We start from the raw sequence: 19,295 nt of genomic DNA on the forward strand, positions 1-19,295 counted from the left end.
ATGAATTCCCTTACCGATACGTTTATCCGCGCCGAATTGGTTAGCTTTGCCCGCGACCCAGGCAATGGTGATACACCGGCCCCAGGCAGCTTAGAGCACTACGGCGACGGCTTACTATGGTTGAAAGGGCAACATATTCATGCAGTTGGCCACTTCAATGAGTTAGCACCGTCTCTACCGAAGGGTAGTGACGTGCTTGATTATCGTGACAAACTTATCATGCCTGGATTTATCGATACTCACGTTCACTATGTCCAATTGGATATCATGGCCTCCTATGGGCGCCAACTGCTAGATTGGCTTAACGACTACACTTTTCCTGAAGAGTGTCGCTTTGCTAACCATGCCCATGCAGAAGCGCTGTCTAACGCTTTTTTAGATGAAATGCTTCGCGCGGGTACTACGACAGCCCAGGTATTTGGCTCTAGCCACCCAGGTTCGGCCGATGCATTTTTTACCGCCTGTCAAAAACGCCAGCTTCGTATGTTGGTCGGCAAAGTATTAATGGATCGTAACGCACCTGATGCCTTACTCGATGGTGCGACAGGTATTAGCGATACCGAACGGCTAATAGAGGATTGGCACGGCAAGCAGCGGTTGGGGTATAGCGTCACGCCACGCTTTGCGCCTACCTCTACTAAAACGCAAATGGACGCCGCTGGTGCCCTCCTGCGTAATGATCCGACCCTCTGGCTGCAGACGCATTTGGCTGAAAACAGCGGGGAGCTGGACTGGGTAGCAGAACTGTTTCCAGATAGCCGTGACTACTTAGCGGTTTATGAACAAGCAGGCCTAGTGGGCCCACGCAGCACCTTCGCTCATGGTATTCACCTTGATAACGGCATGCGTAAACGCTTAGCAGATCGGGGCGCTAATGTCGCGTTCTGCCCAAGTTCTAATCTTTTTCTCGGCAGCGGGTTATTCGACCGTGAAGCAGCTCAACAGACGGGGATGGCATTTACCTTTGCCAGCGATATCGGCGCAGGCACTGACCTCTCGGGCTTTGGAACGCTGAAATCAGCTTATCAAGTAGGTCAGCTAGGTGGCCAACCGCTCACTGCTTGGCAAGGGTTTTATGGTTTAACCATGGGCAATGCGAAAGCGCTTTCCCTTGATAGCCACATAGGCCAGCTTGCACCAAGTCTTGAAGCTGATTTTGTCGTCATTGATACTAAGGCAACATCACTGCTCTCACGGCGTATCAATCATTGCACAACACTCGGTGAACGGCTATTTGCGTTAATGGTGCTTGCGGATGACCGCGCCATTTATGAAACCTGGGCAGGCGGGCAATGCCAGCACCGTAGGAATATATAAAGTGGTGAGTGGTTTCTATTCACTATTCACCACTTACCCTTCACCCAACACACAAAAAAAATCCCCCAGAGCGTCAGCCCTGGGGGATTTTTGGTATAGGTGCCTGACGATGACCTACTCTCGCATGGGGAGACCCCACACTACCATCGGCGCTAAGCGGTTTCACTGCTGAGTTCGGCAAGGGATCAGGTGGTTCACGCGTGCTATGGTCGTCAGGCGTAACGGTTAATGTACATCATGCTGACGAGCGGGCTGTCTATCGTTGCTTGCTCAATTGTGTGCGTCTCATTGCCTGCCGCCTGTGCGCTTAATGCGTCAGGCCACACGCTGCGTATCCGGTGTTTTCATGTCACGTCATCATTTTGAGCAGACCCCTTGGGTGTTATAGGGTCAAGCCTCACGGGCCATTAGTACACGTTAGCTCAACGCCTTGCAGCGCTTCCACACCGTGCCTATCAACCAGCTGGTCTCGCTGGGCCCTTCAGGAGGATCAAAGTCCTCGGGGATGTCTCATCTTGAAGGGGGCTTCCCGCTTAGATGCTTTCAGCGGTTATCCCGTCCGACCATAGCTACCCGGCAATGCCACTGGCGTGACAACCGGAACACCAGAGGGTCGTCCACTCCGGTCCTCTCGTACTAGGAGCAGCCCTTCTCAAACATCCAACGCCCACGGCAGATAGGGACCGAACTGTCTCACGACGTTCTAAACCCAGCTCGCGTACCACTTTAAATGGCGAACAGCCATACCCTTGGGACCGACTTCAGCCCCAGGATGTGATGAGCCGACATCGAGGTGCCAAACACCGCCGTCGATGTGAACTCTTGGGCGGTATCAGCCTGTTATCCCCGGAGTACCTTTTATCCGTTGAGCGATGGCCCTTCCATACAGAACCACCGGATCACTAGAACCTGCTTTCGCACCTGCTCGACGTGTCTGTCTCGCAGTCAAGCACCCTTATGCTCTTGCACTCATTGCACGATGTCCGACCGTGCTGAGGGTACCTTCGTGCTCCTCCGTTACTCTTTAGGAGGAGACCGCCCCAGTCAAACTACCCACCACACACTGTCCTCGATCCGGATAACGGACCTGAGTGAGAACGCCAATGATGCCAGGCTGGTATTTCAAGGATGGCTCCCTCCGAACTGGCGTCCGGAGTTCAAAGCCTCCCAGCTATCCTACACAGGCAACATCAGCGTCCAGTGTGAAGCTATAGTAAAGGTTCACGGGGTCTTTCCGTCTAGCCGCGGGTACACCGCATCTTCACGGCGATTTCAATTTCACTGAGTCTCGGGTGGAGACAGCGTGGCCATCATTACGCCATTCGTGCAGGTCGGAACTTACCCGACAAGGAATTTCGCTACCTTAGGACCGTTATAGTTACGGCCGCCGTTTACCGGGGCTTCAATCAAGAGCTTCGCCTTGCGGCTAACACCATCATTTAACCTTCCGGCACCGGGCAGGCGTCACACCCTATACGTCCGCTTGCGCGTTAGCAGAGTGCTGTGTTTTTAATAAACAGTTGCAGCCACCTGGTATCTTCGACCGGTTCGGGCTAGGAGAGCAAGTCTCTTCACCCTACGCCGGCGTGCCTTCTCCCGAAGTTACGGCACCATTTTGCCTAGTTCCTTCACCCGAGTTCTCTCAAGCGCCTTGGGATTCTCACCCTGACCACCTGTGTCGGTTTGGGGTACGGTCGCACATGATCTGAAGCTTAGAGGCTTTTCCTGGAAGCGTGGCATCAGTGACTTCCTGACCGTGGTCAGTTCGTCTCACATCTCGGCTTTAAGCGTCCGGATTTACCTAAACACTCGGCCTACATGCTTTCACCAGGACTACCAACGCCTGGCTCACCTAGCCTTCTTCGTCCCCCCATCGCAACCATGTCCGGTACGGGAATATTGACCCGTTTCCCATCGACTACGCCTTTCGGCCTCGCCTTAGGGGCCGACTCACTCTGCTCCGATTAGCGTCGAACAGAAACCCTTGGTCTTCCGGCGAGGGAGTTTTTCACTCCCTTTATCGTTACTCATGTCAGCATTCGCACTCGTGATACCTCCAGCGAACTTCTCAATTCACCTTCATCGGCTTACACGACGCTCCTCTACCGCGCATCCCGAAGGATGCACCCGTAGCTTCGGTACCTGGTTTAGCCCCGTTACATCTTCCGCGCAGGCCGACTCGACTAGTGAGCTATTACGCTTTCTTTAAAGGATGGCTGCTTCTAAGCCAACCTCCTAGCTGTCTGAGCCTTCCCACATCGTTTCCCACTTAACCAGGATTTCGGGACCTTAGCTGACGGTCTGGGTTGTTTCCCTTTTCACGACGGACGTTAGCACCCGCCGTGTGTCTCCCACGCGTTACTCACCGGTATTCGGAGTTTGCCTCGGGTTGGTAAGTCGGGATGACCCCCTAGCCGAAACAGTGCTCTACCCCCGGCGGTACTGCATGAGGCGCTACCTAAATAGCTTTCGAGGAGAACCAGCTATCTCCGAGCTTGATTAGCCTTTCACTCCGATCCACAAGTCATCCAAATCTTTTTCAACAGATCCTGGTTCGGGCCTCCAGTTGATGTTACTCAACCTTCACCCTGCTCATGGATAGATCGCTCGGTTTCGGGTCTATATCCAGCGACTGTGTCGCCCAGTTAAGACTCGGTTTCCCTACGGCTCCCCTATACGGTTAACCTCGCCACTGAATATAAGTCGCTGACCCATTATACAAAAGGTACGCCGTCACGGAACAAGTCCGCTCCGACTGCTTGTACGCACACGGTTTCAGGATCTATTTCACTCCCCTCTCCGGGGTTCTTTTCGCCTTTCCCTCACGGTACTGGTTCACTATCGGTCAGCCAGGAGTATTTAGCCTTGGAGGATGGTCCCCCCGTCTTCAGTCAAGGTTTCTCGTGCCCCGACCTACTCGATTTCACATGTTCAGATTTTCGACTACGGGGCTATCACCCGCTACGGCCGCGCTTCCCAACGCATTCGCCTAATCAGTCACATGCTTAAGGGCTGGTCCCCGTTCGCTCGCCGCTACTAGGGGAATCTCGGTTGATTTCTTTTCCTCAGGGTACTTAGATGTTTCAGTTCCCCTGGTTCGCCTCGTACCCCTATGTATTCAGGGCACGATACTCATCTTATGATGAGTGGGTTTCCCCATTCAGAAATGCCCGGGTCACAGGTTGTTGCCACCTCACCGAGCCTTATCGCAGGCTACCACGTCTTTCATCGCCTCTGGCTGCCTAGGCATCCACCGTGTGCGCTTCATTGCTTGACCCTATAACCCGAAGGAGTCTGGTATCTCGCAATGATCACGTTTCATTGTGCCGGATACGCTGACGCGTATCACAATTTAAGAAGCACTTCTTGCGAAGTGTTCTTGTCAGCATGATATACATTGTTAAAGAGCAGCTGTTCAATGAACAGTGATAAAGCGGCGTATAAAAACGACAACAACGCAGCGACTTATCAATGGTCACGAAACATTCACAAACGGCATTTAAGGCTAAACAGGACAGTCACGTAATGGTGGAGCCAAGCGGGATCGAACCGCTGACCTCCTGCGTGCAAGGCAGGCGCTCTCCCAGCTGAGCTATGGCCCCATTAACGCTCTGCTTTTCCGGGTAATTTTATTCATACCAAGGCATTTTATAGCGACGCATAGCCTGCTATGCGAGTGATAAAATAACGCAGGAATGGATAAAATTTGGTGGGTCTGGGCAGACTTGAACTGCCGACCTCACCCTTATCAGGGGTGCGCTCTAACCAACTGAGCTACAGACCCGGTCATTTAGCCATTACGATGACAACATCACGTAATAGCTAAGCTAACTACCGTTTGCTCTATCTTTGATCAGGTAATTCATTGTGGACGCTTACTAACGTGTGACGCATCGTTTAAGGAGGTGATCCAGCCGCAGGTTCCCCTACGGCTACCTTGTTACGACTTCACCCCAGTCATGAACCACACCGTGGTGATCGCCCTCTTGCGTTAGGCTAACCACTTCTGGTGCAGTCCACTCCCATGGTGTGACGGGCGGTGTGTACAAGGCCCGGGAACGTATTCACCGTGACATTCTGATTCACGATTACTAGCGATTCCGACTTCACGGAGTCGAGTTGCAGACTCCGATCCGGACTGAGACCGGCTTTAAGGGATTCGCTGACTCTCGCGAGCTCGCTGCCCTTTGTACCGGCCATTGTAGCACGTGTGTAGCCCTACCCGTAAGGGCCATGATGACTTGACGTCGTCCCCACCTTCCTCCGGTTTGTCACCGGCAGTCTCCTTAGAGTTCCCACCATTACGTGCTGGCAAATAAGGACAAGGGTTGCGCTCGTTACGGGACTTAACCCAACATTTCACAACACGAGCTGACGACAGCCATGCAGCACCTGTCTGACAGTTCCCGAAGGCACACCAAGATCTCTCTCGGCTTCTGTCGATGTCAAGGGTAGGTAAGGTTCTTCGCGTTGCATCGAATTAAACCACATGCTCCACCGCTTGTGCGGGCCCCCGTCAATTCATTTGAGTTTTAACCTTGCGGCCGTACTCCCCAGGCGGTCGACTTATCGCGTTAACTTCGCCACAAAGTGCGCTAGGCACCCAACGGCTGGTCGACATCGTTTACGGCGTGGACTACCAGGGTATCTAATCCTGTTTGCTACCCACGCTTTCGCACCTCAGTGTCAGTGTCAGTCCAGAAGGCCGCCTTCGCCACTGGTATTCCTCCCGATCTCTACGCATTTCACCGCTACACCGGGAATTCTACCTTCCTCTCCTGCACTCTAGCCTGACAGTTCCGGATGCCGTTCCCAGGTTGAGCCCGGGGCTTTCACAACCGGCTTATCAAGCCACCTACGCGCGCTTTACGCCCAGTAATTCCGATTAACGCTTGCACCCTCCGTATTACCGCGGCTGCTGGCACGGAGTTAGCCGGTGCTTCTTCTGCGAGTGATGTCTTTCCTAATGGGTATTAACCACTAGGCGTTCTTCCTCGCTGAAAGTGCTTTACAACCCGAGGGCCTTCTTCACACACGCGGCATGGCTGGATCAGGGTTGCCCCCATTGTCCAATATTCCCCACTGCTGCCTCCCGTAGGAGTTCGGGCCGTGTCTCAGTCCCGATGTGGCTGATCATCCTCTCAGACCAGCTACGGATCGCTGCCTTGGTGAGCCATTACCTCACCAACTAGCTAATCCGACATAGGCTCATCCAATAGCGGGAGCCGAAGCCCCCTTTCTCCCGTAGGACGTATGCGGTATTAGTCTGAGTTTCCCCAGGTTATCCCCCACTATCGGGCAGATTCCTATGCATTACTCACCCGTCCGCCGCTCGTCAGCGGGGTGCAAGCACCCCCTGTTACCGCTCGACTTGCATGTGTTAGGCCTGCCGCCAGCGTTCAATCTGAGCCATGATCAAACTCTTCAGTTTAAGATCTATGCGGTTCTTACCTGCCACTCGAAAGTGACAGAAGCGAACCAAACTTGGCTCAAGGGTCAAACGAATTCATTCAAAACAGATCCCAAAGGACGAATCCTTTAAAACCTTATTGCTTGAGTCGCTTGCCTTGATATTTGGTGATTTGTCACCAACATCAGCAAGCGCCCACATGAATTACCTGATCAAATTGTTAAAGAGCTAGTCGTTGAGGCCGTGCCCCGTTGACGTGTGCGTATATTACCCGATCCACCGCCAGGGTCAACAGCGATTTGAACATTTATAAGCAAAAACGTAGTACTACATTCAATAGATAGCAGTTATACCTACCAAATAAACTAGGCGTAAATCCTTTATACAGCGGCTAAACGAGCCAGCAACTCTTCGCGACGCTGCTGAGTAGTAAAAGCTTCTTCAATCGCGTTGCGGGTTAATTGACGGAAAATCGCCTCATCCCAGCCAAACGCTTCGGTGCAAGCAATGTGATTAGTCAACATGCCGCCACCAAAATAAGCGGGGTCATCTGAGCTAATCGTTACCTTGAGCCCTTCAGCCAACAGTTTTGGAAGCGGATGATCACGTAGATCTTCTACCACTTTCAGGCTGACGTTAGAAAGCGGGCATACCGTTAAAACAATTTGCTCACGGCGTAACCGCTCCACTACTTCATTACTTTCTAAGCAGCGCACTCCATGGTCAATGCGCTGAACACCAAGTAGATCCAGGGCTTGTTTAATATATTCAGAGGGACCTTCCTCCCCAGCATGGGCCACGCGCGCCAACCCAAGCTGCTTAGCGCGCTCAAATACGCCGACAAAGTCAGCCGGAGGATTGTTGAGCTCGGCGCTATCCAAGCCAATGGCATCCAGCATTTTCCAGTATGGGGCGGCCTGTTCAAGCACATGCAAGGCCTCATCTGCCGGACAATCGCGTAGAAAAGCCATGATCACACCAATAGAGAGATCGAGGGTTTCCTCAGCTTCCTGCCTGGCTTTTAATAGCCCGGCCATTACCACTTCAAGAGGCACGCCACGCTGTAGATGCGCCTGGGGGTCAAAGTGCATGTCGATATGCACAACGCCCTCCCCCCGCGCACGCTTGAAATAATCCATCGCCAGGTCGTAAAAGTCCTCTTCGTTACGAAGCACGCTCATGCCCTGAAAATAGAGATTCAGGAACCCCTGCAGGTCGTTAAAATGATAAGCATCTTTGGCGTCTTGAACTGTCGCATAGGGCAACTTAATCCCATTGCGCTGCGCTAACGCAAACATTAATTCTGGCTCCAACGAGCCTTCGATATGCAAATGGAGCTCTACTTTTGGAAGGTTGCGTAAGAATTCGTGCATGCATGGCTCCTAGCTGTCTTATTAATTAATCAATGTCACTCACTATCGATTATTTAAGCGGGCATTGGCTAAGCTGACCGGCATCAAGATGCCAGTGGTACTCGATCCCGGGCAATAGATTTAGCGAACTCACTTGATGAACAAAGAAGATAGCGGTTCGATTGATCAGCCATTTATCCAAGGAAACCGCGATATTTTTTGCCGTCGTCGCATCGACCCCTGCAAACGGCTCATCGAGAATCACCACTTGAGGCTTACATAGCATTAGTCGTGCTAATGCCAAACGCCGGCCTTGCCCCCCCGAAAGCTGCTGGCCTTTCTCGCCCACCGCTGTGGCTAAGCCTTTCGGCAGTTGTTCAACCCAGCTATCCAAGGCTACCGCCCTCAATACATCCCAGAGCTCGTCATCGCTAGCGACTGGGTTGGCAATACGCAGATTCTCGGCAATAGAGGCATCAAACAGGTCCACCTGCTGAGTGAGCATGGCAAAGTGATTAGCACGGCTTTCGGACGAGAGCTGCCACGCTGGTACGCCGCCCACCATCGCCTCTCCCTGAGTCGCTTTCAAGCGCCCCATTAACACACTGGCTAAAGACGTTTTTCCGGCCCCGGAATTGCCAGTAATCACCGCACGCTTTCCAGCGGGCAGTTGAAGGTCAATACCACTTAACGCGGGCTCTAATGTTTGCGCGTAATGCAGAGAGAGCTGATTAGCCTGAATGCTTAAGCCACGATCTTCAGGGAGTATAACGGCGGGAGAAGTAGGCGATGAATCACCGGTTAACTCATTTAGCCGACGCACCGCTGCATAGCTGGCACCTAGTTTGACAAAGCCCGCAGGCAGCGTAATGAACGCCTCATTCGCCCCCAGTGCCATCAGTGTAGCCATCACTAAAATAGGGCCCGCTACCAACTGCTGAGTAAACACCAGGCTAGCGAACCACAATACCGCCAAGACCATTAATCCGCTAATGACACTTACCAGGCAGTTTATCAACGCCGTCTTACGTCCTAAGCGACGCTGGTTACTGAACGCTTGCTGTTCTTGACTAGCGATCAAGGTCCGGTGCCACTGGGTCGTTTGATAGCTCATCAACTCAGCCGAGGCCTGCACTTGGTCGACCACTAAACGGCGCAGCGACTGCTGGTCAACCACCTGCTGATAGCTTCGCGAAAAGCCCCAGGCAGCAGCCAGTAGGGTTGCCACTAGCCACAGCAAACCCAGCGTCACTGCCATCAGTACGCCAACGCCGGGCAACCAAATAGCCACAAAAAGCGACACCGCCACCACGCCAAGCAGCGCCACCAACGGTGGCACTAAGAGCCGCAGATAAAAATTATCCAGAGTGTCGATATCTGCCGTTAACCGGTTCAGCCAGTCGCTGGCACGCTCACCGTGCAGGTGAGCGTCATCAAGGCGTGTTAAATAGCCAAATACGCGATAACGCAAGTCGGCAAGCAGCGTTAGCACCGTATTATGGTTATACAAGCGCTCGACATAGCGCGCGACCGTGCGCGCCAGAGCGAAGAAACGAATGCCACCACCAGGCACATACACATCCAGCCGAGCAGGAATCCCCAGGGCCAGGGCGATACCGGTCAGCGCGCTGGCGGTAATAAACCAACCGGATAAGCCCAGCAGTGCAAGCCCTGCCATTAGAGTGACCCAAACCAGCAGAGCGCCCAACAAAAAGCGCCGACGCCGCCGAACTAAAAGCAGCAACCAGGGACGGAAATCGCGGTAAATAGCTATCATAAGGCCGCCTCGACCAGCTTACCCTGTGCAAAAGCGAGGTGGCGTTGGGCAGCGGCGATCACTGCTGGATGGTGGGTCGCTATGACCAGGGTGCGCCCCTCTTGGGCAAGCTCTAGCAAAGCCGTCAAAACGAACTGTTCAGTCTCTTGGTCTAAACTCGCCGTAGGTTCATCCAATAGCACCAGCGGTGCATCACTAAGATATACACGGGCAAGTGCCAAACGCTGGGCTTGACCACCCGACAAACCTACTCCACGCTCGCCGATTAATGTATCCAGGCCCTCGGGTAGTTGAGCTAACAGGGGCCCAAAACCAGCGCGATACAGTGCGGCGACCATTTCTTCACGGGTAGCTTCAGGCGCCGCCAAACGTAGATTATCGCTCAAACTGCCATGCAAAAGACAAGGCTGCTGATCCAACCAGGCATAGAGGCTATTTGCCTGCCGGCGGTACTCGCCAGCACTGGGTGCGACAAAGCCCGCGAGCAACGCAAGCAGCGTCGACTTTCCGCTACCAGAGGCGCCGCTAAGCACCACTACCTCACCCTGCTGAATAGTGAGATCGATAGGGCCTATCACTTGCCCACGATCAGGATAAGCAACGCAAGCAGCCATTAACTCAATGACCGACCTACCCGACAGCGGCGCCATAGAACCATATTCGCTCACTAAACTTGGCTGATTGAGTATATTCACCACGTTTTCGGCAGCACCGAGTGCCGCTGCGCGGTCGTGGTAATGCTGAGAAAGCGTGCGTAGCGGCTGGAAAAACTCGGGCGCAAGCAACAGCACCGCTAACCCCGAAAAAAGCGTCAACGATGTTGACGGCCCGTACTCGATGTAGCCCAGCAGGCCAAAACCGACATACATAGCCACAACCGCAATCGCCACTGAGGAAAAAAACTCCAGCACTGCCGATGAGAGGAAAGCCAACCGAAGAGTACGCATGCTAAGGCGCCGATAGCCATCGGTGGCATACCAAACATCCTGCTGGGCGGCGGAGGTACGGCCAAATAGCTGCAGCGTCGTCATGCCACGCACACGGTCAATGAAATGCGCTGACAATCGCGATACGGCCACAAACTGATCACGGTTAAGACGCTCAGCTCCCATGCCGACCAAGGCCATAAAGAGCGGAATAAGCGGGGCTGAAAGTAGGAGAAACAGAGCCACCAGGTAATCGAGCCAACCCGCCACCGCCAGCATCAGCAGCGGCAAGCAGAGGGTAATCCGCAGTTGGGGGTAAAAACGTGCGAAATAGCCTTCCAGCGCATCGATGTGCTCAACCACTTGATTGGCAAGGGAGCCACTGTGCTGGCTAGTGAGCCAAATCGGGCCTAAGGCAGATAACTTATCCAGCAATTGAGCCCTGGCACGCTGACGAATGCGCAGGCTCGCTTCCAGGCTCAGCACTTCATGCCCCCACTGAAAGGCAGCGCGTAACAGCACGCAGCCCACCAGCAGGGAGAATATTGGAACTAGAGAAATGGGTGATCGGTGATGGACCACCAACTGATCAATAAGCCAGGCAATACCCACTACCACCACAATCGTTTGACTACCTGCCAATACGCCGCAAAGTGAAGAGCCAAGCAGGCGCTTGCGCTCTCCCTTAGCCAAGGTTTGCAACCAACTGCGCGGCGTAAGAGAAAGTGCGCCTTCAGTTAGCATGAATCAGTGGTATCCCTCGCCTACACGCACCTTGCCGCGGAACACCCAATAGGTCCAGGCGGTATAGGTCAAGATAATCGGGATAACAAACACCATACCTACTAACAGGAATAGCTGTGACTCCGGTGATGAAGCCGCGTCCCAAAGAGTATAATTAGGTGGCACAATCACTGGCCATTTGCTTACGATCAACCCTAGATAGGTAAAGACATAGATGCCGATAGTGGCTAGGAAAGGTACGCCTTCACGACGCTTCTGTACCGAACGGAAAACCACAAAGGCACAGGCCAAGGCGAGGAACGGGAAAATCCAAATCAGTTGAATATTGCCAAACCAGCGCTCCCACACCAGCGGGTTAACAAACGGGGTCCAAATACTGATCACCCCAAAAACGAACAGCACTAGTGCAAGCAGCATCGGAGTGATTTTATAAGCCCAATCCTGCACATGGCCTTCAGATTTCAGTATCAGCCAAGTAGCACCTAGCAAGGCATAGCCTGCCATTAGGCCGAGCCCGGTTAATACTGAGAATGGCGTTAGCCAATCAAAGGCACCGCCTACATAGGCAAAATCTTCAACCGGGAAGCCTTGAATATAGGCCCCCACTACAGCGCCCTGTGCGAAGGCGGCAATTGCCGACCCCCAACAAAAGGCGCGATTCCACCAGCGCCGATTACGCCGTGATTTAAAACGGAACTCAAAGGCAATGCCGCGAAAGATTAACCCTGCCAGCATTAAGAAAACGCCGATGTAAAGCGCAGGCAAAAACACCGAATACACTAGCGGGAAGGCGCCTAACAGCCCGGCACCGCCGAGTACCAGCCAGGTTTCATTGCCGTCCCATATCGGCGCCACCGAGTTCATCATCACATCACGGGCATCTTCATCGGGAGCAAAGGGGTAGAGAATACCCAACCCCAAATCAAACCCATCCATAAGCACATACATCATGATGCCGAAACCGATGATAAAGGCCCAAACTAACGTTAGATCAAACATTTCCATGTCTAGCTCCTCACCGGGTCAACGTCATCATCAAAAGGTGTATGCGCCGCCGACATAGGCCGCATGGGGCGCTTGAAGTTCTCGCCGGTGGTTTCACGCTCTTCTTCAGGCAGCATGCCGTTGCGCACCACTCGTGTGAGGTAATAGATGCCCGCATAAAACACCACGCCGTAAACCAAGACATAGCCAATCAGGGTGAATAGCGCCATTGGGCCAGTCAGCGAAGGCGTTAAGCCCTCGGCATGGGTCATCATGCCGTAAACCAGCCACGGAGAACGGCCCGACTCGGTGACAATCCAACCCGCCAAAACAGCGATAAACGGCATGGGGATCATCGCCGTCAGGCCTTTTAAAAATAGCCGCTTGTCGTAGATACGCCCCTTACGGCGCAATAATAGCCCCGTTAACGCCACCGCAATCATCAGCAGACCAATCCCGACCATAACGCGAAAGCCCCAGAACACAATCAGCACTGGAGGTTGTTCTTCAGGCGCTGCCTCGCTAATACCAGGCACCTCTCCATCAAGGGAGTGGGTCAAGATGATACTGGCCATATTCGGTATACCCAGCTCAAAGTGGTTGGTTTGTGCATCCTGGTCAGGAATAGCAAACAGCAACAGCGGCACATTGCCTGAGGTCTCCCAGTGCCCCTCCATCGCAGCCACTTTCGTCGGCTGGTGCTCTAAGGTGTTAATGCCATGGAAATCGCCAATGACCGCCTGAGTTGGTGCCAAAAACAGCAACAGCCAGAGACACATGGAGAGTGCGCGACGATTCGCTTCGGGGTCACGATCGCGGAGTAGAAACCATGCGCTGACCCCTGCCACGACAAAACCGCCGGTCAAAAACGAGGCAACGGCCATATGCATAAAGCGGTAAGGGAACGAGGGGTTAAAGATCGCCTCGCTCCATGACGTCACATGGAAGCGAAAGTCGATCAACTCTACGCCGGCAGGTGTATGCAGCCAGCTGTTAGCCGATAGAATCCAGAAGGAAGAAATAAAGGTGCCCACCGCCACCATAATCGCCGCAAATAGGTGCACCCCTTGAGGGACTTTTCCGCGCCCAAATAGCAGCACTCCCAAGAAGGCTGCCTCTAAAAAGAACGCCGTGACGACTTCATAGCTAAGCATGGGCCCGAGGAAATTCGAAGAGGCCTGAGAAAAGTTGCTCCAGTTAGTGCCGAACTGAAAGGACATTACGATGCCTGACACCACCCCCATGCCAAAGACAACGGCAAACACCTTTGTCCAGAATAGCGAGAGGCGATCCCACGCAGGGTTCTTGGTCTTGAAGAACAGCCCATGGAGCAGCGCGATGTAGGACGCCAGGCCAATCGTAAACACGGGGAAGATAGCGTGAAACGACACAACGAATGCAAATTGCAATCGCGATAACACTAGCGGATCAAGTTCCATTTCACTCTCCTAAGACCTGAATCAGTATCCCATATGGGTTAGCACAAGCTTAGTAGAGCCTTTATGGCACGACACTTTTTAGTTATAAGCACTAAGCTTATTTCCTTACGCTAAGGCCCTGCCGCTAGCGCTTCTCTTGGACAATCATTATATGATAATCCCCGACCGTCCAAGATGAGTCGCATTGACGCAGCGATCACCATGCATTGACTACCATGCATTGACTACCAAAGTCGCACGCCATGACGATAAAAGCACTACCGAGACATTATGACGACGCTGACCATATAGCCGGTATAAGCGACAAATAGCGCCAGCAGAACGGCCCCTTCCAGACGATTAATGCGCCGTGGGCGGCCGCGCCAAGAAAACGCAAACAGAATCATCAGCAGTGTCATACCGGTCATTACGCTCCAATCGCGCACCAGCACCTCCCGACCTGCTTCGATAGGCGCAATCACACCGGCGAGTCCGACCACCGCCAGGCTGTTAAACAGGTTAGAACCGACCACGTTGCCCAACACCATATCGTGCTCTTTGCGGCGCAGGGCGGTAATAGAGGATGCGAGTTCGGGCAGTGACGTACCAATGGCGACTACGGTCAGACCAATAATCAAGTCGCTCACACCGAAGCGCAGCGCAATTTCAACAGCCCCCCATACCAGCAGACGTGAACTAGCAATTAACAGCACCAGCCCCACTAGTGTCCACATAATGGCTTTACCCCGAGACATCGGCTTGCTGTCCAGAGTTTCTGCCACTTCAGCTACGATTGAATCTTCGGGCTGATTACGAGAACGTAAAATACTGACAACAATAAAAACAACCAACGCCAGCAAAAGACCAACCGCCTCCCAGCGCGCAATAAATCCGTCCAGCAGCATCAAGCCGGTTGCCAGCATCACCAGCATCAAAATCGGCATCTCTTTACGGATAACGCCAGAGTGAACCGACAGAGGTGCAACAAGCGCCACCAAGCCGAGGATCAAACCGATATTAGCAATATTTGAACCGTAGGCATTGCCAACCGCCAAGCCGGGATTTCCGTCCAGCGCCGCCAGTACCGACACCATCATTTCCGGCGCCGAAGTACCAAACCCGATGACCAGCATCCCGATCAAAAGTGGTGACAAGCCAAGCCAACGCGAGGTTGCCGCAGCACCGTCGATAAACTTCTCGGCACTCCAAACCAATAGGACTAATCCAAACACAACCGCTAATGTGGGAAGCAACATTTCATTTCCTTCATGGCATAATGATTGGCACTGTTCGCAAGTTCTGCCTCTAAGCACCACTTCATAGCGAAGGTAGTAAGATGCTATTACTAGCAATCCTTGCCACTATTTTGCGACACTGAGAAATTAATTCGACGCAGAATTACGCGGCCAATCTGATCGGATTTAACCGTTCAACACTGCGCCGCAGCATCGTTGTCTAAACTGACGCCTTGGTCAAGCGGCCAGCCTATGTTTTTAAGCATTATTTCAGCGACATAGGCTTGCTAAACTGCGTATTTGACAGCTTAATCCGCCACATCCTAGTAGTTTTACTAGGGGCTCGCACTGAGAGTTTTGGTTTTTGCCTCTACAACGATTGATTAAACGCCGTACACTGCCGGCCAACGCCCCCCTTGTTGACCGCTTGCCACCTGAGGCTCGAACTCAGCGACGGCGTTTGCGTGCCTGTCATGAGTGCGACTGGGTATCAGCGCTGCCGCCGTTAAACTCTGGCGCGAAAGCAAGCTGTCCGCGCTGCTCACACGTGCTGGTTAAACGCCACCGTTATCCAGTCCAGCGCAGCATGGCTCTGGCCATCGCCTCGCTTGTGGCCCTTATAATAGCAGTGTCGTTCCCCTTTATTAGCTTTACGGTCAGTGGGGTGAGTAACCGCATTGAACTGACACAGACCGCCACCACCTTGATCGGCTTTCACCAGCCGGTCGTTGCTATCGCCGTCATTATGACGATTGTGGTACTGCCCGCGGTCTACCTATTGGGCGTTATCTGGCTGCAATTTGGGCTACTCCGCGACCACCCCCTGCCCTTTAGTCGTGATATCGCCCGGTCACTAGCGCACTTAACGCCATGGATGATGGCTGATGTGTTTATTATCGGCGCATTGGTGAGCCTGATAAAAATCACCGGCCTGGCCGACGTGACCCTAGGCATCTCCTTTTGGGCATTTTGCGCATTTTCTCTACTGCTGCTAATGACCAGTCAGTCCCTGGACGCCGATTGGATGTGGTTCTCGCTAGAGGGAGAACCACTGGCCCCCGAAGGCACTCAGACAGGACTACCTGCTGGCGAACAAGGGCTAACCGGCTGCCCCACCTGCGGGCTGATCAATCGGCTATCGCCGCAGGGCCGAGGGCGCTGCATTCGCTGCTATGAAAAGCTTCATCAGCGGCTACCTAACAGCTTGCAGCGCACATGGGCACTTCTCGGTGCATCGGCCATCATGTACATTCCCGCCAACGTATACCCCATTATGACCACCACCAGCTTAGGTAACTCCTCGCCTTCGACCATTATTGGCGGTGTGGTGCAGCTGATTCAGATGGGCTCATGGCCAATTGCGGTGATTATCTTTATTGCCAGCGTGATCGTCCCCGTCGGCAAATTGGTGGCATTAACCTGGCTCTGCTTAGTCGTTAGGCGCAGCAGTGCATTAAACGCCCAAAGCCGCACCCGGCTGTATCGCTTAACAGAGTTTATTGGTCGCTGGTCAATGGTGGATGTCTTCGTGGTGGCTATTTTAGTCGCGCTGATTCGCGCGGGCTCCTTGATGTCCATTACACCAGGCCCGGCGGCACTCGCCTTTGGCTCCGTGGTGGTGTTAACCATGTTAGCGGCGATGAGCTTTGATCCGCGCTTAATTTGGGACACTCCTCTCCCGCCTCGTCACTCTCTTCTTCGCCGTAAAACGGCCACCAAGGAACCTGTTGATGGCTAATGAAACAGCATCGCCAAATCCCAACCCAACAAACGGTCAGGATCTAAACAAAGCCAAGACATCACGCCAGACAAGGCTCTCACCCATTTGGGTCGTGCCTATCGTCGCGATTGCCATTGGTTTATGGCTGGTTTATGACAACTACGCCAGTCGTGGCACCCAAGTAACGCTGACCATGGAGAGTGCCGAGGGTATCGAAGCGGGCAATACGCTAATTCGCAGCCGTAATGTTGAAATTGGCCGAGTGCAGAGTGTGCGCCTGTCGGACGACCTCTCCCATGCAGTGCTAACCGCCCGCATTCAGCCTGAGGTAGAAGATATGCTGCGCGAAGACACCCGTTTTTGGGTGGTCAAGCCGCGCATTGGACGTGAAGGTATCAGCGGGTTGGGCACCGTGCTCTCTGGCGCTTATATTCAGCTTGAGCCAGGCACCGAGGAAGCGCCACGGAGAGAATTCCCGGTAAGCGATATTCCCCCTGTTGCGCCCGCAGGCCAAGCAGGCCTGCGTCTTAGCTTAACGAGTCAACTGGGCAATTCACTACGGGTAGGTGACCCGGTCTCCTACCAGGGCTACACCGTAGGTCGTATCGAAGAGAATAGTTTTGAGCCTGAGTCACGCACCATGCGGCATCAGGTATTTATTGAAGAGCCGTATACCAATTTAGTCACCGACAGCACCCGCTTCTGGACCTCTAGCGGTGTTGATTTCCGCTTAGACGCCAACGGTGTTCGGGTTAACGTTGAATCCCTGGAGGCACTATTGGTGGGCGGTGTTACCTTCGGCGTACCCGAAGACCTACCCATGGGGCAACCGGTGGAAGCCAATACCCGTTTTACGCTGTATGCCGACGAAAACACCGCACGGGAAGGCACCTTTAACCGCTACTTGGAATATGTACTGCTGGCAGACGAAACGGTACGCGGTCTTTCCAAAGGGGCGCCGGTAGAGTTTCGTGGCGTGCGACTGGGCACCGTTGCCGCCGTGCCCTGGAACTTTACCGCACCCCAGCCCGACTCGCGCGCGCGCTTCGCGATTCCCATCCTGATTAGGATTGAGCCTCAACGCCTGGGCATAGAAAATAGCGATATTGACCTGGAAGAATGGGAGGCTCGGTTCCAGCGCATGTTCGGCCTCGGGCTGCGCGCCTCGTTAAAAAGTAGCAGCCTGCTGACAGGCGCCCTGTTTGTCGATTTAAATTTCCAGCGTGACCTTGCCGACGAGTATGCTGCCGAGCGCTTCTCGGATCGCGCCGTTTTCCCCACCGTGCCTGGCGGCTTTGCCCAGATACAGGCCCAGGTGACCGATTTACTCGACAAGCTAAACGCCCTTGAAGTTGAACCGCTGCTAACCGGCTTGGATCGTAACCTGCAGGCCTCTGAGAGCATGCTCAATGAAGTTCGCGAAGTCAGCACTTCTCTAAATCAGTTACTCAATGACCCAGAAACGCAGGCCGTTGGGGGCAACCTAAACGCAACGCTAGAGGAACTGCGCAGCACGCTACAGGGCTTATCCCCCTCATCGCCTGCCTATCAGGAGCTTACAACAGCCATTGAACGTTTGGATCGCCTGATGCGTGACCTGCAGCCACTCACTCGTACGCTCAATGACAACCCCAGGGCACTGCTGTTTGATAACCTAGACGCCCAAGACCCCATTCCGCGTGCGCCACGTGACTAAGGAGTCCACTATGTTCAAAGGGACAAGCATGTTGAGAGGGACAAACTTGATGAGAAGAAGTAATAAGTTGACACAGGTAAAGTGCCTACTGATGCTGATGCTCTGCTTACTTGTATCTGCCTGCGCCAGCAGCGTTACCCCCCCCGCACGCTATATGCTGCCGAGCGACCAATCAGCCAACACACCCCGTCAACCAGAGGGCACCCTTCAACTGAGTGCCCCGCGGCTTGCTCATTACCTGGATGTTGATGGCATCGTTATGCAGCTCGACGACATTACTTTGAATGCCGCTCGTGAACACCAGTGGGCAGAAGGGCTGAACAGGCAGCTAGAGCGTGAAATGCGCTCTAACCTCTCGCAAGCGCTACCCACGCTAAGGGTTATCCGCGCAGAGGGCGCCCAACCCAATGCTTTAACGCTGCGCCTAGACGTTGACCAGTTTCAGGGGCGTTTTGATGGTGTTGCCCTTGCCAGCGGTCAGTGGCAATTGCTGGACGATACGGGGGAACTGCTAGCTATGGAAAATTTCCATGTGGAAACTACGCTTGAAGAAGATGGCTACCCGGCGCTGGTACGCGCATTAGGCACTAGCTGGGAGCAGGCCGCTGAGCTTATCGCCAATCAAATACGTCAGGGCGATTATTTCGATTAGTCACCGTTGATTTAAAACCCATTTTTTGCACTTGGCTAAATGCTAACCCCTCACAGGGATGCTC

At 53.5% G+C, this 19,295-nt stretch carries 10 protein-coding genes, 2 tRNA genes and 3 rRNA genes; 4 read left to right on the plus strand and 11 right to left on the minus strand.

The features are described from left to right. A complete protein-coding gene (guaD, locus tag ACQE2I_RS09765) occupies nucleotides 1–1,317 on the plus strand; it encodes a guanine deaminase (protein ID WP_427027935.1) in 1,317 nt (438 codons plus the stop codon). 101 nt (nucleotides 1,318–1,418) lie between these two features. Here the strand turns inward: guaD and rrf are convergent. The 11 genes from rrf to ACQE2I_RS09820 all read right to left on the minus strand — a co-directional run bounded on the left by rrf (nucleotide 1,419) and on the right by ACQE2I_RS09820 (nucleotide 15,184). Beyond that, nucleotides 1,419–1,534, minus strand: a 5S ribosomal RNA gene (gene rrf, locus ACQE2I_RS09770). Between the two features lie 169 nt (nucleotides 1,535–1,703). Beyond that, nucleotides 1,704–4,594 (minus strand): 23S ribosomal RNA (locus ACQE2I_RS09775). A gap of 249 nt (nucleotides 4,595–4,843) precedes the next feature. Further along, a tRNA-Ala gene (locus tag ACQE2I_RS09780) sits at nucleotides 4,844–4,919 on the minus strand. Nucleotides 4,920–5,024: 105 nt separating this feature from the next. After that, a tRNA-Ile gene (locus ACQE2I_RS09785) sits at nucleotides 5,025–5,101 on the minus strand. 114 nt (nucleotides 5,102–5,215) lie between these two features. Further along, nucleotides 5,216–6,748: ribosomal RNA gene (locus tag ACQE2I_RS09790) — 16S ribosomal RNA — on the minus strand. The 16S, 23S and 5S rRNA genes sit together here with 2 tRNA genes alongside, the layout of an rRNA operon. 359 nt (nucleotides 6,749–7,107) lie before the next feature. Then, on the minus strand, nucleotides 7,108–8,100 hold the full coding sequence (locus tag ACQE2I_RS09795; RefSeq protein WP_427027936.1) for an adenosine deaminase: 993 nt from the start codon (nucleotides 8,098–8,100) through the stop codon (nucleotides 7,108–7,110). A gap of 49 nt (nucleotides 8,101–8,149) precedes the next feature. Further along, entirely contained in the window at nucleotides 8,150–9,856 is a 1,707-nt protein-coding gene (gene cydC / locus ACQE2I_RS09800) for a thiol reductant ABC exporter subunit CydC (protein ID WP_427027937.1), read from the minus strand. After that, complete coding sequence (gene cydD, locus ACQE2I_RS09805) at nucleotides 9,853–11,526, minus strand: thiol reductant ABC exporter subunit CydD (RefSeq protein WP_427027938.1); 1,674 nt, start codon at nucleotides 11,524–11,526, stop codon at nucleotides 9,853–9,855. The genes cydC and cydD overlap by 4 nt, the downstream gene beginning before the upstream one ends. Nucleotides 11,527–11,529: 3 nt before the next feature. Next, nucleotides 11,530–12,531 carry a cytochrome d ubiquinol oxidase subunit II gene (cydB, locus tag ACQE2I_RS09810; protein ID WP_427027939.1) on the minus strand — a complete coding sequence of 334 codons (1,002 nt, stop codon included), beginning with the start codon at nucleotides 12,529–12,531 and terminating at the stop codon, nucleotides 11,530–11,532. Nucleotides 12,532–12,533: 2 nt separating this feature from the next. Continuing rightward, entirely contained in the window at nucleotides 12,534–13,949 is a 1,416-nt protein-coding gene (locus ACQE2I_RS09815) for a cytochrome ubiquinol oxidase subunit I (RefSeq protein ID WP_427027940.1), read from the minus strand. A 257-nt stretch (nucleotides 13,950–14,206) separates the two neighbouring features. Beyond that, nucleotides 14,207–15,184, minus strand: coding sequence for a calcium/sodium antiporter (locus tag ACQE2I_RS09820; protein WP_427027941.1), 978 nt, complete (start codon nucleotides 15,182–15,184; stop codon nucleotides 14,207–14,209). Nucleotides 15,185–15,542: 358 nt separating this feature from the next. Here ACQE2I_RS09820 and ACQE2I_RS09825 point away from each other — a divergent pair, with 358 nt between their 5' ends. From ACQE2I_RS09825 to ACQE2I_RS09835, 3 genes are all read left to right on the plus strand, one after another. Then, a complete protein-coding gene (locus ACQE2I_RS09825) occupies nucleotides 15,543–16,901 on the plus strand; it encodes a PqiA/YebS family transporter subunit (protein WP_427031424.1) in 1,359 nt (452 codons plus the stop codon). After that, the gene (pqiB, locus tag ACQE2I_RS09830; RefSeq protein ID WP_427027942.1) at nucleotides 16,894–18,579 is read left to right on the plus strand and encodes an intermembrane transport protein PqiB; all 1,686 of its coding nucleotides are present in this window, start codon (nucleotides 16,894–16,896) and stop codon (nucleotides 18,577–18,579) included. Before ACQE2I_RS09825 ends, pqiB begins: the two co-directional genes overlap by 8 nt. 67 nt (nucleotides 18,580–18,646) lie before the next feature. Then, the gene (locus ACQE2I_RS09835; protein ID WP_427027943.1) at nucleotides 18,647–19,231 is read left to right on the plus strand and encodes a PqiC family protein; all 585 of its coding nucleotides are present in this window, start codon (nucleotides 18,647–18,649) and stop codon (nucleotides 19,229–19,231) included. Nucleotides 19,232–19,295: the final 64 nt, after the last annotated feature.

It is taken from the genome of Halomonas sp. H2, assembly GCF_050215315.1.
GTDB lineage: Bacteria > Pseudomonadota > Gammaproteobacteria > Pseudomonadales > Halomonadaceae > Vreelandella.